The sequence below is a fragment of the Streptomyces sp. NPDC005866 genome (assembly GCF_040629895.1).
GTDB lineage: Bacteria > Actinomycetota > Actinomycetes > Streptomycetales > Streptomycetaceae > Streptomyces.
Map to the genome: position 1 here is coordinate 127,065 of NZ_JBEXWP010000027.1, position 13,482 is coordinate 140,546.

General features: G+C 69.8%; 12 protein-coding genes and 2 pseudogenes. 12 read left to right on the forward strand and 2 right to left on the reverse strand.

All coding sequences use genetic code 11. The annotated features are described in order from the left end of the window. Positions 1-5: 5 nt before the first annotated feature. A complete protein-coding gene (gene rhaI, locus ABZ396_RS32590; protein WP_358918353.1) occupies positions 6-1,166 on the reverse strand; it encodes an L-rhamnose isomerase in 1,161 nt (386 codons plus the stop codon). A gap of 257 nt (positions 1,167-1,423) precedes the next feature. Between rhaI and ABZ396_RS32595 the strand changes: the two genes are divergently transcribed. The 10 genes and pseudogenes from ABZ396_RS32595 to sigJ all read left to right on the forward strand — a co-directional run bounded on the left by ABZ396_RS32595 (position 1,424) and on the right by sigJ (position 11,042). Continuing rightward, a complete protein-coding gene (locus tag ABZ396_RS32595; RefSeq protein ID WP_358918351.1) occupies positions 1,424-2,941 on the forward strand; it encodes a sugar ABC transporter ATP-binding protein in 1,518 nt (505 codons plus the stop codon). Further along, the gene (locus tag ABZ396_RS32600; protein WP_358918349.1) at positions 2,938-4,011 is read left to right on the forward strand and encodes an ABC transporter permease; all 1,074 of its coding nucleotides are present in this window, start codon (positions 2,938-2,940) and stop codon (positions 4,009-4,011) included. Before ABZ396_RS32595 ends, ABZ396_RS32600 begins: the two co-directional genes overlap by 4 nt. After that, positions 4,004-4,981, forward strand: coding sequence for an ABC transporter permease (locus tag ABZ396_RS32605; RefSeq protein ID WP_358918347.1), 978 nt, complete (start codon positions 4,004-4,006; stop codon positions 4,979-4,981). The genes ABZ396_RS32600 and ABZ396_RS32605 overlap by 8 nt, the downstream gene beginning before the upstream one ends. A 112-nt stretch (positions 4,982-5,093) precedes the next feature. After that, a complete protein-coding gene (gene rhaS, locus ABZ396_RS32610) occupies positions 5,094-6,173 on the forward strand; it encodes a rhamnose ABC transporter substrate-binding protein (RefSeq protein ID WP_358918345.1) in 1,080 nt (359 codons plus the stop codon). A gap of 17 nt (positions 6,174-6,190) precedes the next feature. Beyond that, a pseudogene (locus ABZ396_RS32615) lies at positions 6,191-6,301 on the forward strand (L-rhamnose mutarotase); the annotation flags it as partial. Between the two features lies 1 nt (position 6,302). Further along, a pseudogene (locus ABZ396_RS32620) lies at positions 6,303-6,794 on the forward strand (BNR-4 repeat-containing protein); the annotation flags it as partial. Positions 6,795-6,917: 123 nt separating this feature from the next. Then, positions 6,918-7,943, forward strand: coding sequence for a LacI family DNA-binding transcriptional regulator (locus ABZ396_RS32625; RefSeq protein WP_358918343.1), 1,026 nt, complete (start codon positions 6,918-6,920; stop codon positions 7,941-7,943). Between the two features lie 97 nt (positions 7,944-8,040). Then, positions 8,041-9,342 carry an alpha/beta fold hydrolase gene (locus ABZ396_RS32630; protein ID WP_358918341.1) on the forward strand — a complete coding sequence of 434 codons (1,302 nt, stop codon included), beginning with the start codon at positions 8,041-8,043 and terminating at the stop codon, positions 9,340-9,342. A 50-nt stretch (positions 9,343-9,392) separates the two neighbouring features. Then, positions 9,393-10,136, forward strand: coding sequence for a PIG-L deacetylase family protein (locus tag ABZ396_RS32635; RefSeq protein ID WP_358918340.1), 744 nt, complete (start codon positions 9,393-9,395; stop codon positions 10,134-10,136). A 9-nt stretch (positions 10,137-10,145) separates the two neighbouring features. Next, the gene (sigJ, locus tag ABZ396_RS32640; RefSeq protein WP_358918338.1) at positions 10,146-11,042 is read left to right on the forward strand and encodes an RNA polymerase sigma factor SigJ; all 897 of its coding nucleotides are present in this window, start codon (positions 10,146-10,148) and stop codon (positions 11,040-11,042) included. Between the two features lie 106 nt (positions 11,043-11,148). Here sigJ and ABZ396_RS32645 read toward each other — a convergent pair whose 3' ends face one another. Further along, complete coding sequence (locus ABZ396_RS32645; protein WP_358918337.1) at positions 11,149-11,721, reverse strand: helix-turn-helix domain-containing protein; 573 nt, start codon at positions 11,719-11,721, stop codon at positions 11,149-11,151. A gap of 122 nt (positions 11,722-11,843) precedes the next feature. On the opposite strand from ABZ396_RS32645, the gene ABZ396_RS32650 reads away from it, so the two are divergent. Further along, positions 11,844-12,740, forward strand: coding sequence for an SDR family oxidoreductase (locus ABZ396_RS32650; protein WP_358918335.1), 897 nt, complete (start codon positions 11,844-11,846; stop codon positions 12,738-12,740). Between the two features lie 387 nt (positions 12,741-13,127). Next, a complete protein-coding gene (locus tag ABZ396_RS32655; RefSeq protein ID WP_358918333.1) occupies positions 13,128-13,469 on the forward strand; it encodes a hypothetical protein in 342 nt (113 codons plus the stop codon). Positions 13,470-13,482 lie beyond the last annotated feature (13 nt).

The window sequence follows — 13,482 nt, forward strand, 5'->3', positions numbered from 1 at the left end:
GACGCTTACGCCCCCCACCCCGCCTGTTGCCCTCCCACCCGCTCGGCGACAACCTTCTCGGCCCACCCGGACCGGGCGTACGCGGCGAGCGGATCGGCATCCAGCCCCATCTCCTCCCGGACTTCCCGCAGCAACGGCCGCACATCCGTGTCGTACGCGTCCATCAGCACCGCGTTCGCCCCCAGCACATCCCCGGCGGCCTGCGCCTCGGCCAGCGCCCCCCGGTCCACCAGCAGCGCCTTCGCCGTGGCCTGCTGCACATTCATCACCGACCGGATGATCGCCGGGATCTTCGCCTCGATGTTGTGACACTGGTCGAGCATGAAGGCCACCTCGGAGGTGAACCCACCGCCGCCCACGACCTCGCACATGATCCGGAACAGCTGGAACGGATCAGCGGCCCCGACCATGAGGTCGTCGTCCGCGTAGAACCGCGAGTTGAAGTCGAACCCGCCGAGCTTCCCCTCCCGCAGCAGCGTGGCGACGATGAACTCGATGTTGGTGCCCGGCGCGTGATGCCCGGTGTCGACCACGACCTGCGCCTTCGGCCCCAGCTTCAGACAGTGGGCGTAGGCCGTGCCCCAGTCCGGTACGTCGGTCGTATAGAACGACGGCTCGAACAGCTTGTACTCCAGCAGCAGCCGCTGACCCTCGCCCAGCCGCGCGTACACCTCGGCCAGCCCCTCGGCGAGCCGGTCCTGGCGCGCCCGGATGTCGTCCTGCCCGGGGTAGTTGGTTCCGTCCGCGAACCACAGCTTCAGGTCGCCGGACCCCGTCGCGTCCATGATGTCGACGCATTCCAGCAGATGGCCGACGGCCTTGCGGCGCACCGCCGCGTCCGGATGGCAGATGCTGCCCAGCTTGTAGTCGTCGTCCTGGAAGGTGTTGGAGTTGATCGCCCCCAGCCTCAGCCCCCGCTCCTCGGCGTGCTTGGCCAGGTCCGCGTAGTCGTCCACCTTGTCCCAGGGGATGTGCAGCGCCACCGTCGGCGCGACCCCGGTCGCCGCGTGGACCTGCGCCGCGTCGTCCAGTTTCTCCTTCGGCGAGCGCGGTACGCCCTGCTGCGCGAACACCTTGAAACGGGTCCCCGAGTTTCCGTACGCCCATGACGGCGTCTCGACGGCCTGGGTCTTCAGCGCGGCCTTCACCGCGGCGAGGTCGGTCACTTCGGGGCTCCTGGGGTCTGAGCGGTGAAACGATTCAGAACCGCAAAGTATGAGTCCTCCCGAAGAGGTGTCAAGGACTCCGACCAACCTGGTTTTCCGTGACTCTGCCGTGACCTTCGGCTATCGAAATTTTTTCGATACGGACCCATTGACGTGACATGCCCGTGGTGCCTACGGTCCCGGCAATCCAGTTGAAACCTTTCACGACGCTGTGGGGTCGGTGCCGACCGTCTCGCCGGTGTCGTCGAGGAGCCCCCATGACCCACCCGTCCGACACGGGACCGGCCCCGGTGCTGGCGCTGAAGGGCGTCTCCAAGTCCTTCGGTGCCGTCCGCGCCCTGCGGGACGTCTCCCTGGAGCTGTTCCCCGGCGAGGTGCACGCCCTCGCCGGGGAGAACGGCGCGGGCAAGTCGACGCTGATCAAGACCCTCGCCGGGGTGCACCGACCGGACACCGGCCAGGTGCTGCTCGACGGCGAGCCCGTCGTCTTCCATGGCCCCGGCGACGCCCGTGACGCCGGAATCGCCGTGATCTACCAGGAACCCACGCTCTTCCCCGACCTGTCGATCGCCGAGAACATCTTCATGGGCCGCCGGCCCCGGCGGGCGCTGGGCCGGATCGACCACAAGGCCACCCGCGCGGCCACGGCCGCCCTGATGAAGCGGCTCGGTGTCGCTCTCGACCCAGACCGCCCCGCCCGCGGCCTGTCGATCGCCGACCAGCAGATCGTGGAGATCGCCAAGGCGCTCTCCTTCGACGCCCGGGTCCTGATCATGGACGAGCCGACGGCGGCCCTGACCGGCAGCGAGGTCGCCCGTCTCTTCGGTGTCGTCCGCACCCTGCGCGAGCAGGGCGCCGCCGTGCTGTTCATCTCGCACCGGCTGGAGGAGATCTTCCAGATCTGCCGCCGGGTCACCACGCTCCGGGACGGCGCCTGGATCGCCAGCGAGCCCGTCGACGGCATGACCGAGGACGACCTCGTCCGCCGGATGGTGGGCCGCGACCTCGACGAGCTGTACCCCAAGCAGGACGTACGGGCGGGCGAAGTCGCCCTCGCCGTTAGGCGGTTGACCCGGGAGGGCGTCTTCACCGACGTCTCCTTCGAGGTGCGCTCCGGTGAGATCGTCGGCCTCGCCGGACTGGTCGGCGCCGGCCGGACCGAGGTCGCGCGGGCCGTGTTCGGCGTCGACCGCTGGGACGCGGGCGAAGTCGAGGTCAGGGGACGGAAACTGACCAACGGGGCGCCCTCCGTCGCGATGTCCGCCGGACTCGCTCTCGTCCCCGAGGACCGCCGAGCCCAGGGCCTGGTGATGGACATGTCCATCGAGCGGAACATCGGCCTGACCGGACTGCGTACGACCGTCAGGGCGGGCCTCGTCGACCGGGGCGCCGAGCGCAGCCGCTCCCTCGACTGGGCGGTCAGGCTCCAGGTGAAGTACGCCCGGATCGCCGACGCGGTGTCCACCCTGTCCGGAGGCAACCAGCAGAAGGTCGTCCTCGCCAAGTGGCTGGCGACCGGTCCGAAGGTGCTGATCGTCGACGAGCCGACCCGTGGCATCGACGTCGGTACGAAAGCCGAAGTCCACCGGCTCCTTGGCGAGTTGGCCGCCGACGGGGTCGCCGTCCTGATGATCTCCTCCGACCTGCCCGAGATCCTCGGCATGGCCGACCGTGTGCTGGTGATGCACGAGGGCCGGATCACCGCCGAGATCCCACGCTCCGACGCCACCGAGGAAACCGTGATGGCCGCAGCCACGGGGAGGGCCGCCGCATGACGGTGACCACCTCCGAACAGACCTCCGTCGCCGAGGCGCCCGGGTCCAGCGGGACCCGGCTCGTCGACCGTGTCTTCAAGATGCGCGAACTCGCCATCCTGGCCGTCTTCCTGGTGATGATCGCCGTCACCCAGGCCGGCAACAGCGAGTTCCTCTCCGAGCAGGGCATCAAGGACCTGCTGCTCAACGCCACCATCCTGGTGCTGGTCGCCACCGGCCAGTCCCTGGTGGTGATCACGAGGAACGTCGACCTGTCCGTCGGCTCCACGCTCGGCATCACCGCCTTCGCCGCCGGCGACTATCTGCACGGCGGCGGCGACACGGCCGTCGCGATCGTGCTGGCCGTCCTGCTCGGCATCGGCTGCGGGCTGCTCAACGGCCTTCTCGTGAGCCTCGGCCAGGTCCCCGCGCTGGTCGTCACCCTAGGCACGCTGTATATCATCCGGGGCGTCGACTCCATCTGGGTCGGCTCCCGGCAGATCACGGCCGCCGATCTCCCGGGCGGCTTCGTCGACTTCGGCTCCGGCGGGCTGTCGGCGATCCCGTGGCTGGCGCTGATCGCCCTCGCGGTCCTGGTCGCCACCGCCTACTACCTCAAACACTTCGGCAGCGGACGGGAGTTGTACGCCCTGGGCTCCAACCCGGAGGCCGCCCGGCTGGCCGGTATCCCGGTGCGCAAGAGGATCCTCACCGCGTACACCTTCTGCGGTGCCCTCGCCGGGCTGGCCGGGGCGATGTACCTGGCCCGCTTCGGCAACGTCGACTCCGGCACCGGCAACGGCTACGAACTCACCGTGGTGAGCGCCGTGGTGGTCGGTGGCGTGGTCTTCACGGGCGGCTCCGGGAGCGTGTACGGCGCCGCGCTGGGCGCGCTGCTGCTGACCTCCGTCAACAGCGTGCTGCCGGCCCTCGGGGTCAGCTCCGTGTGGGTCCTCGCCATCAACGGCTTCCTGCTGCTGCTCGCCATCGCCGTCGACCGGGTGGTCGCGCTGCGGGTGGCCGCCGCGCTGAAGAAGAGGTCGGCCCCGAAGAGGACCACGACCAGCAAGGAGAACGTCAGCCATGCCTGAGTCCTTGACGCGTGCGATTCGCTGGGACACCGTCGTCGGCGCCCTGCTGGTCGTCCTGCTGTTGTTCTCCTTCGGCTTCGTGGACGGCTTCGGCAACTCCCTCAACCTGTCGTTCCTGATCGGCAACACGCTTCCGATCGCGCTGATCGCGCTGCCGATGACGCTGCTGGTCGTCGCCGGCGAGATCGATCTGTCGGTCGCGTCGACCGCCGGGCTCTCCGGCGCGGTGATGGGCAGGCTGTGGAACGAGGGCATGGCGATAGAGACAATCATCCCGCTGTGTCTGCTGCTGGGCGTGATCTGTGGGCTGGTCAACGGGCTGTTGGTGACCCGGTTGGGCCTGCCGTCGCTGGCCGTCACCATCGGCACGCTCGCGGCCTACCGGGGCATCGCGCAGATCGTGCTCGGCTCGGACGCGGTCACCGATTTCCCCACGCAGTACCTCGACTTCGCTGCGGGGCGGCTCGGCGACACGTTCCTGCCGCGGGCCTTCCTGCCGTTCCTGGTACTGCTCGTCATGGCGGTGGTGCTGTTGCATGCCACGCCGTTCGGGCGGTCGTTGTTCGCGGTGGGGGCGAGTGAGGAGGCGGCTCGGTTCGCCGGCATCCGGGCCAAACGGAACAAGCTGATTCTGTTCGTGGCGACCGGCTTCATGGCCTCGCTCACCGGGATCTTCTGGGCGCTGCACTACGCGAGTGCGCGGTACGACAACGCGACGGGGCTCGAACTGTCCGTCGTGGCCGCGGTGCTGCTCGGGGGAATCGACTTCGACGGGGGCAAAGGGACGCTCGGTGGTGCGGTGGCCGGCGTTTTTCTCCTGGGGGCGTTGCAGAACGTGATGAGTCTGCTGAGTGTCTCCGCGCAGTCCCAGATCGTCGTGACCGGTGTGCTGCTTGTCGTTTCGGTGCTGGGCCCGAGGGTTGCCAAGCAGATCTCCCTCGCCAGGCACAAGGCCGCCAAGACCGTCTGAACGCTGCGATGTGTTCGTGGTTGATCGCGCCCACGCGGCGGAGCCGCGAATGAAATACAGCCCCGCGCCCCCGACGGGGCCTTCCAGAGCACCTTCGTTCAAAGGAACCCTCATGCGTAAGTCATCCCTCCGGCGTGCCTCTGTCGCTCTCGCCGTCGCCACCTCTCTCGCTGTAGCCGCCACGGCCTGCGGCGGTACCACCAAGAACAACTCCAGCAGTGAAGACTCCGCGGCCACCTCCACCGCGAAGGCCGATCCGAACGCCGCCCTCAAGAAGGGGCTCACCGTCGGATTTCTGCCGAAGAACGTCAACAACCCCTACTTCACCTCCGCCGACAAGGGCGGCGAGAAGGCGCTCACCGAGCTCGGCTCCCAGTACAAGGAGGCCGGGCCCTCCAGCGCCACCGACACCTCCGGTCAGGTCTCCTACGTCAACACCCTCACCCAGCAGCAGGTGGACGCCATGGCCGTGTCCGCACAGGACCCGGGCGCCCTGTGCACCGCGCTCAAGCAGGCCATGACCAACGGGATCAAGGTCGTCACCTACGACTCCGACACCAACGCCGGCTGCCGCAACGCCTTCGTCTCGCAGGCCGGCGCCGAGGACCTCGGCCGTACCGAAGTGCAGCTGCTCGCCGAGCAGATCGGGTACGCGGGCGAGATCGCGATCCTGTCCGCCGCCCAGACCGCCACCAACCAGAACACCTGGATCGGCTACATGAAGGAGGAGCTGAAGGACCCGAAGTACAAGAACGTCAAGCTGGTCAAGATCGCCTACGGCAACGACGACGCCCAGCAGTCCTTCCAGCAGACCCAGGGCCTGCTCCAGCAGTACCCGAACCTCAAGGGGATCGTCTCCCCGACCACCGTCGGCATCAAGGCGGCCGCCCAGTACCTGTCCGGCTCCAAGTACAAGGGCAAGGTCAAGCTGACGGGCCTCGGGACGCCCAACGACATGCGTCAGTACGTCAAGAACGGCACCGTCGACGCCTTCGAGCTGTGGGACCCGGCCAAGCTCGGCGACCTCGCCGCCCGCACCGCCGTCGCCCTGGCCTCCGGGCAGATCACCGGCAAGGAGGGCGAGACGTTCAAGGCCGGCGACACGACCTACACCATCGGCAAGGACGGCGTGATCAACCTCGGCAAGCCGACCGTGTTCGACGCGAAGAACATCGGCCAGTTCAACTTCTAGGACGCCAGGGGGTGTTGATGCAGCGCGTGTGCTTCCTCCTCAAGGTCCGGCAGGACCGCGTCGCCGAGTACCGCGAACGCCACGCCGCCGTGTGGCCGGAGATGCGCGAGGCGCTCTCCGCCACCGGCTGTCGTCGACCCTCTCGACCCGGACCACTCCCTGATGAACCAGGAGAGCCAGTGGACCGACTCCACCGGCCTCCCGCACGCGATCATCAGCCATGTCCCCGGCCGCTTCGGCCAGTGCACCACGAACTACGTCAGCGACCGCACCGCGAACGGGCGCGCCTTCCACGTCCGCAAGAACTCCTCCGGCAACTGGCGGAAGACCGAGATCCCCCTCGCCCTGAATTCCAGCCAGCGCACCAAGCTGATCCTGGACAAGTACGACAACGCCTACGCGGTCTTCCCCCGCGGCCGGATCGCCGGCGCGTCCAGGTCCTCCGGGCGCACCGACTGGGCGCTGCTGTACGACGGCAGTGATCTCAACGCCTTCGGCGAGGTCGTCATCGACGAGATGCGGGTACGGGCGGATCACGTGCTGTCGTTCATGTACCAGGAGACGTCGAGCGGTACGACCCCCTCGGCGCTCCATGTCGTCGACTTCGCCCTGCCCGCCTGACCCGGGCCGGTGTGCGAGTCATGTCGTAATGTGAAGCCCTTCCCGGTGTGCCCTTCACCGATGTGTCGGTCATCGAGGTGAAGGCCGTCCGCCGCCCACGTTCCCCCTGGAGGTCTCCGCCCGATGGTCCAGTCGGTGGGTATCAAGGACGTCGCCCGTGCCGCCGGAGTCTCGGTGGGCACGGTCTCGAACGTCATCAACCGCCCGGACACCGTCGCCAGCGAGACCCGGGCGCGGGTGCAGTCGGCGATCGACCGGCTCGGCTACGTCCGCAGCGAGTCCGCGCGTCAACTGCGCGCGGGCCGCAGCCGGATCATGGGCCTGCTCGTCCTCGACATGGGCAACCCCTTCTTCGTGGACGTGGCCCGGGGCGCCGAGCGGGCGGCGCGGGAGGCCGGGCTCGGTGTGATGGTCTGCAACAGCGCGCAGAACGCCGGCGAGGAGGCCGACTACCTCGCGCTCTTCGCAGAGCAGCGGGTGCGCGGCGTCCTGCTCACCCCGGCGGACGCCACCGGCCGCAACATCGAGACCTTCCGCCGGCACGGCATCCCCTTCGTGCTGGTCGACCGGGTCGCGGAGGGCACCACCGAGTGCTCGGTCAGCGTCGACGACGTGGCGGGCGGGGCCCTCGCGGTCCGCCATCTCCTCGACGCCGGGCATCGGTCCATCGCCTATGTCAGCGGGCCGCCCGGGCTCAACCAGGTCCGTGACCGGCGCACGGGCGCCCTGAACGCCCTCGCCGAGGCGGGCCTCGGCCCCGACGCGCTGCGCGAACTGCCGACGGAGCGTCTAGACGTCGCGGCCGGGCGGGACGCGGGGGCCCGGCTGCTCGGCCTCGCCGACCGGCCTACCGCCGTCTTCTGCGCCAACGACCTGCTCGCCCTCGGCGTTCTCCAGGCCATGTACGCGGCCGGGGTGGTCGTCCCGGACGACCTAGCGATCGTCGGCTACGACGACATCGAGTTCGCCGCCGCGGCCGCCGTACCGCTGACCTCTGTCCGCCAGCCGGCCGTGACCATGGGCGCCATGGCCGCCGACCTGCTCCTGGAGGAAACAGAGGAGCGCGCGGGACAGGCGGCGCACGAGCACCGCCGGGTGGTGCTCCAGCCGGAACTGGTGGTGCGCCGCTCCAGCCTCGCCGCCCGCTGATCGGTGATTCAGTAACGATTTCATGATCCCGGGGGTGGCAGACCCTCGGACGTGTGCTGAACTGGGTCGCGACCGTCCGTCCGTCCCGGGAGAAACGTTGAGCCTCAGCTACCGCCAGCCCGGCGTCGTCCTCACCGACCGCCACTTCACCGTCCCACTGGACCACGCCGACCCGGACGGCGAGACCATCGAGCTGTACGCCCGGGAGGCGGTCGCGAGCGACAAGGCGGACAAGGAACTGCCCTGGCTGCTGTATCTCCAGGGCGGCCCCGGCTTCGGGGCGAATCGTTTCGTCGGACGGCAGGCCTGGCTCGGCCGGGCCCTGGAGGAGTACCGCGTCCTGCTCCTCGACCAGCGCGGCACCGGCCGCTCCACCCCGGTCAGCCGGCAGACGCTGCCGCTGCGCGGCGGCCCCGCCGCCCAGGCCGACTACCTGGCCCGCTTCCGCGCCGACTCGATCGTCCGGGACTGCGAGGCGATCCGTCGGCAGGTCACCGGCGGCGCCCCCTGGACCACCCTCGGCCAGAGCTTCGGCGGCTTCTGCACGGTGACCTACCTGTCGTTCTTCCCGGAAGGTCTCAAGACCTCCCTCATCACCGGCGGCCTGCCCTCCCTGGACGCCCACGCCGACGACGTCTACCGGGCCGCCTACCCGCGCATCGAGCGCAAGGTCGGCGCGCACTACGACCGCTACCCGATGGACGTCGAGCGGGTCCGGCGGATCGCCGAGCACCTCCTCGACCACGAGGTGGTCCTGCCGAACGGCTACCGGCTCACCGTCGAGGCCTTCCAGTCCCTCGGCCTGATGCTGGGCATGAGCGACGGCAGCCACCGCCTCCACTTCCTCCTGGAGGACGCCTTCGTCCGCACCCCGGCCGGCAGCGAACTCTCCGACGCCTTCCAGGAACAGGTCCAGGGCCTCCTCTCGTACGCGAGCAACCCGCTCTACGCCCTCGTCCACGAGCCGCTCTACGGCCAGGACAGCCGCCCCACCGCCTGGGCGGCCGAGCGGGTGCGCGCCGAGTTCCCGCAGTTCGACGCGGCCAAGGCGGTCACGGGGGACACCCCGGTCCTGTTCACGGGAGAGACGGTCCACCCCTGGGTGTTCGAGACCGACCCGTCCCTGCGCCCGCTGCGCGACACCGCCGAGCTGCTCGCCGCCCGGACCGACTGGCAGCCGCTGTACGACCCGGCCCGCCTCGCCGCCAACGAGGTCCCGGTCGCCGCCGCCGTCTACCACGACGACATGTACGTCGACGCCGGGCACTCGCTGCGGACCGCCCGGGCCATCCGGGGCCTGCGCACCTGGGTCACCGACGAGTTCGAGCACGACGGACTGCGCACCGGCGCGCCGAGGGTCCTGGACCGGCTGCTGAAGCTCGTCCGCGACGAGGCGTGACGTCCCGTAAAAGGGGTTGCGGGTCTGGCGTGTCCGCATAGTCTGCGGCCATGACCGAGCCGAAGATCACCCCGCTCGAGCCCATGCCCGACGACTGGCGACGAGCCATCGCCGTGGTCGCCCACCCGGACGACCTGGAGTACGGCTGCTCCGCGGCGATCGCCGCCTGGACCGACGAGGGCCGCGAGATCGGCTATGTCCTCGCGACCCGGGGCGAGGCGGGCATGCACACCCTGGAGCCCGCCCGGTGCGGCCCGCTGCGGGAGCGGGAGCAGCGGGCGAGCGCGGCCGTCGTGGGTGTCTCGACCGTCGAGTTCCTCGACCACCGGGACGGGCTGATCGAGTACGGGCCCGCGCTGCGCCGGGACATCGTGGCGGCGATCCGCCGTCACCGCCCCGAACTGGTCATCACCCTGAACCACCGGGACACCTGGGGCGCCGTCCACTGGAACACCCCCGACCACCGGGCCGTGGGGCGGGCCACGCTCGACGCGGCGTCCGACGCCGGCAACCGCTGGATCTTCCCCGAACTCATTGACCAGGGTCTGGAGCCCTGGGACGGCGTCCGCTGGGTCGCCGTCGCCGGGTCGCCCGAGGCCACGCATGCCGTCGACGCCTTGCCCGGCCTGGAACGGGCGATCGGCTCGCTCCTCGAACACCGCACCTACATCGAGGCGTTGACCGACGAGGACCCCGAGGCGCACGTCCGTGATTTCCTGACCGAACAGACCGCCGCGAACCGCGAACGCTTCGGCGGACTGCCGGCGGTCGCCTTCGAACTCTTCTCCCGGTAGGACGCGCACATGACCGAGAACACGGAACTGCTGGCCCGCCGCTTCGAGGAGCACGGCGACCACCTGCGCGCGGTGGCCTACCGGATGCTCGGCTCGCTCGCCGAGGCCGAGGACGCGGTCCAGGAGGCCTGGCTCAAGCTCGGACGCACCGACAGCGACGAGATCAGGAACCTCGCAGGCTGGCTGACCACGGTGGTCGGCCGGGTCTGCCTCGACATGCTGCGCTCCCGCACGGCGCGCCGCGAGCAGCCGATGGACGAGACGTTCGTACCGGACCCGGTCGTCCGGCCGCTGTCCGGTATCGACCCCGAACAGGAGGTGCTGGAGGCGGACTCCGTCGGTCTCGCCCTGCTGATCGTCCTGGAGACGCTGGAACCCGCCGAGCGGCTGGCGTTCGTCCTGCACGACATGTTCGCGGTGCCCTTCGACGACATCGCGCCGATCGTGGAGCGCAGTTCGGCGGCGACCCGCCAGCTGGCCAGCCGGGCCCGCCGCCGGGTGCAGGGTGCCGCCCCGTCGGCCGACCGGGACCTGGGCAGGCAACGCCAGGTCCTTGACGCCTTCCTGGCCGCCTCCCGGGGCGGCGACTTCGAGGCGCTGCTCGCCCTGCTCCACCCGGACGTGGTCCTGCGCGTCGACTCGGGCAAGCTGGTGCGCGGAGCGGCCGCGTCCAAGGTGCTGCGCGGCGCCCGGGCGGTGGCCGAAGGGGCCTTCACCTTCCGGCAGTACTCGGTCTGGTCGCGCCTGGTGCTCGTCAACGACACGGTCGGCGCGTTCACCGCGCCCGAGGGACGCCCACTGTCGGTCATGGCGGTCACCGTCGCCGACGGCCGGATCACCGAGATCTACATCCTCGCCGACCCGGACCGGCTGGAACACCTGGAATTGCCCGCACAGGAGGAGTGACGGACGGTGAGACGGCGGCGGCCGGGGGCCGGCGCGGGTGCACGGTCCGGCCGTCCCGCAGCAGCTCAGCGGCGCCGTTCCCCCGGTTGGTCCCTCGCTACGCTGATCACGTCACGCCGGCGGCCATCGCCACGAGTTCGCCCAACACCTCGCGCTCGATGTCGAGGAACGACCGCTCTTCACCCTCGGCGATCCACTTCCCGAACGCCACGCCGAACACGGTCACCCCGGATTCCGCGGCGAGGGTGGCCGTCGCTTCGGGAACCCCCCGCGATCGGAGGGCGGCAGCGACCGCCGTGGCCAGCCCGGCCAACTTCAGCAACTCCCGTTCCTGCAGCGCGGGATTCTCGGAGACGATCCTCTGCCGCCGCCTGGAGTGATCGCGGCGCTCGCTCGAGAAGAACGGCCCCGCGGCCGACAGGGCGGACTCGACCATCTCGAGCGGTGACGCGTCCGGCGCGGCTGCGGCCACACCGTCCAGGAACGCCTGCTCCAGCAGTTCCTGGCCGCTGAAAAGCACCTCACGCTTGTCGGCGAAGTGGCGGAAGAACGTCCGCTCCGTGAGACCGACGGCCTGGGCGATGTCCGCTGCGGTCGTCCTGTCGTAGCCGCGACTGATGTAGAGGTCCATCGCTGCTGCCTGTAGTCGTTCCCGCGTCCCGGGCTCCCATCGCACCATGCCGACCACTCTAGTGATGACAGCGGCCGACATGGCGGCTACAGTGATGGCAGTCACTGACGTCAGTAACTGACATCACATGCCTGGTTCACCAGGCTTGATCATCGAAGGAGATCATTCGCATGCGCGTCTTCGTCACTGGAGCATCCGGGTGGATCGGTTCGGCCACGGTCGACGAACTGCTCGCCGCCGGCCACGAGGTGGTCGGGCTCGCCCGCTCCGACACCTCGGCCGCATCCCTCGACGCGAAGGGCGTCCAGGTCCGCCGCGGCGACCTCGACGACCTCGACAGCATCCGGGAGGGCGCCGCGGCCGCCGACGCTGTCCTGCACCTCGCCAACAAGCACGACTTCAACAACCCCGCCGTCTCCAATCAGGCCGAACGGGCCGCCGTGCAGACGATCGGCGACGTCCTGACCGGTTCGGGCCGTCCGTTCCTGCTGGCGTCCGGCGTCGCCGGCCCGGCGCAGGGCCGGCTGACGACCGAGGACGACAGCTCACCGTTCCACGGCCTGGAGTCCCCGCGAGGCGGCAGCGAGAACCTCGCGCTGGAGTATGTCGATCGCGGCGTGAACACGGTCAGCGTGCGGTTCGCCCCGACCGTGCACGGCGCGGGCGACCACGGGTTCATCGCCATCCTGGTCGCGGTAGCCCGTGAGAAAGGGGTCGCCGGCTACGTCGGCGACGGCACGAACCGCTGGCCGGCGGTCCACCGGTCGGATGCCGCGCAGATCACCCGCCTGGGACTGGAGAAGGCCCAGGCGGGAGCGATCCTGCACGCGGTGAGCGAGGAGGGAGTCCCCACACGGGAGATCGCAGAGGCAATCGGACGAGGACTCGACGTTCCCGTGACCTCGATCGCACCGCAGGACGCGGAGACGCACTTCGGCTGGATCGGCCGCTTCTTCGCCATGGACATCCCCGCCTCCAGTGATCGCACACAGGAACTCCTCGGCTGGGCACCGAGCGGGCCCGGCCTCATCCAGGACCTGGAGGCGGGGCACTACTTCCGCGCCTGACGCGCCTTAGGGTCGGGGCCGCTTGGCCGACACCAAGGGGGTCTCAACCAGTTGCAGCCCGCCCACCCAACTGGTGAGCCTTCCCGGCCACAGCCTTATATTGGCCTGCGTAACGTCGGTGCGTGCCGGGGGGATTGAGCGCTCTTGCGACGATCGGACAGAACGCGTCGAGCGGCCGCATTGCTCTGCGCCGCTGCCGTGCTGTTGCTCGGCGCGTGCGGGACACAGGTGGCCGGTCAGGGGGACCAGAGGTCATCCTCGTCAGCGACGGCCGAGCCGATCCCGTGGACCACGGCGCAGCCTTCCGCGGTCACCGGAGTCCATCTCAGCCGGGACCGCCGCACCCTGTTCCTCGACACGCAGGTGCCCAGTGGTGCGCACGCGTGCGTGCGCAAGCTCAAGGCAGTGCTCACCGACGCGATGACGGACCTCGAGCGGGTACAGGTCACCTTCATCTCGCGGTATGGGGACAGGGCTTCCGGGTGCACCAAGGAGAGCACGGCCACGGCAAAGGTCGGGCTGCCCGAGCCGCTGGGTCACCGGGACGTGATCGTCGACCACTACATTCGCTTCACCGCGGAGGGTGCCAAACCGCCCGCGCTGCGGTTGTGCGGAGAGCTGGGCTGCACACCGCCGGCCACCGGCTGCACCACCGGTCTTTCCGGGCAGGGTGCCCGGTCCTTTAGGGCCGGGGTGAATGCCCGCTCCCGCGTAGCGGGGCAGGGGTAGCCGGATCGCCGCC

Bases quoted from the DNA above. Each gene is read 5' to 3' on its own strand.
- sigJ (WP_358918338.1), top strand. From the start codon at position 10,146: ATGACCGAGAACACGGAACTGCTGGCCCGCCGCTTCGAGGAGCACGGC.
- ABZ396_RS32635 (WP_358918340.1), top strand. From the start codon at position 9,393: ATGACCGAGCCGAAGATCACCCCGCTCGAGCCCATGCCCGACGACTGG.
- rhaS (WP_358918345.1), top strand. From the start codon at position 5,094: ATGCGTAAGTCATCCCTCCGGCGTGCCTCTGTCGCTCTCGCCGTCGCC.
- ABZ396_RS32595 (WP_358918351.1), top strand. From the start codon at position 1,424: ATGACCCACCCGTCCGACACGGGACCGGCCCCGGTGCTGGCGCTGAAG.
- ABZ396_RS32625 (WP_358918343.1), top strand. From the start codon at position 6,918: ATGGTCCAGTCGGTGGGTATCAAGGACGTCGCCCGTGCCGCCGGAGTC.
- ABZ396_RS32605 (WP_358918347.1), top strand. From the start codon at position 4,004: ATGCCTGAGTCCTTGACGCGTGCGATTCGCTGGGACACCGTCGTCGGC.
- ABZ396_RS32645 (WP_358918337.1), bottom strand. From the start codon at position 11,721: ATGGTGCGATGGGAGCCCGGGACGCGGGAACGACTACAGGCAGCAGCG.
- ABZ396_RS32650 (WP_358918335.1), top strand. From the start codon at position 11,844: ATGCGCGTCTTCGTCACTGGAGCATCCGGGTGGATCGGTTCGGCCACG.
- ABZ396_RS32600 (WP_358918349.1), top strand. From the start codon at position 2,938: ATGACGGTGACCACCTCCGAACAGACCTCCGTCGCCGAGGCGCCCGGG.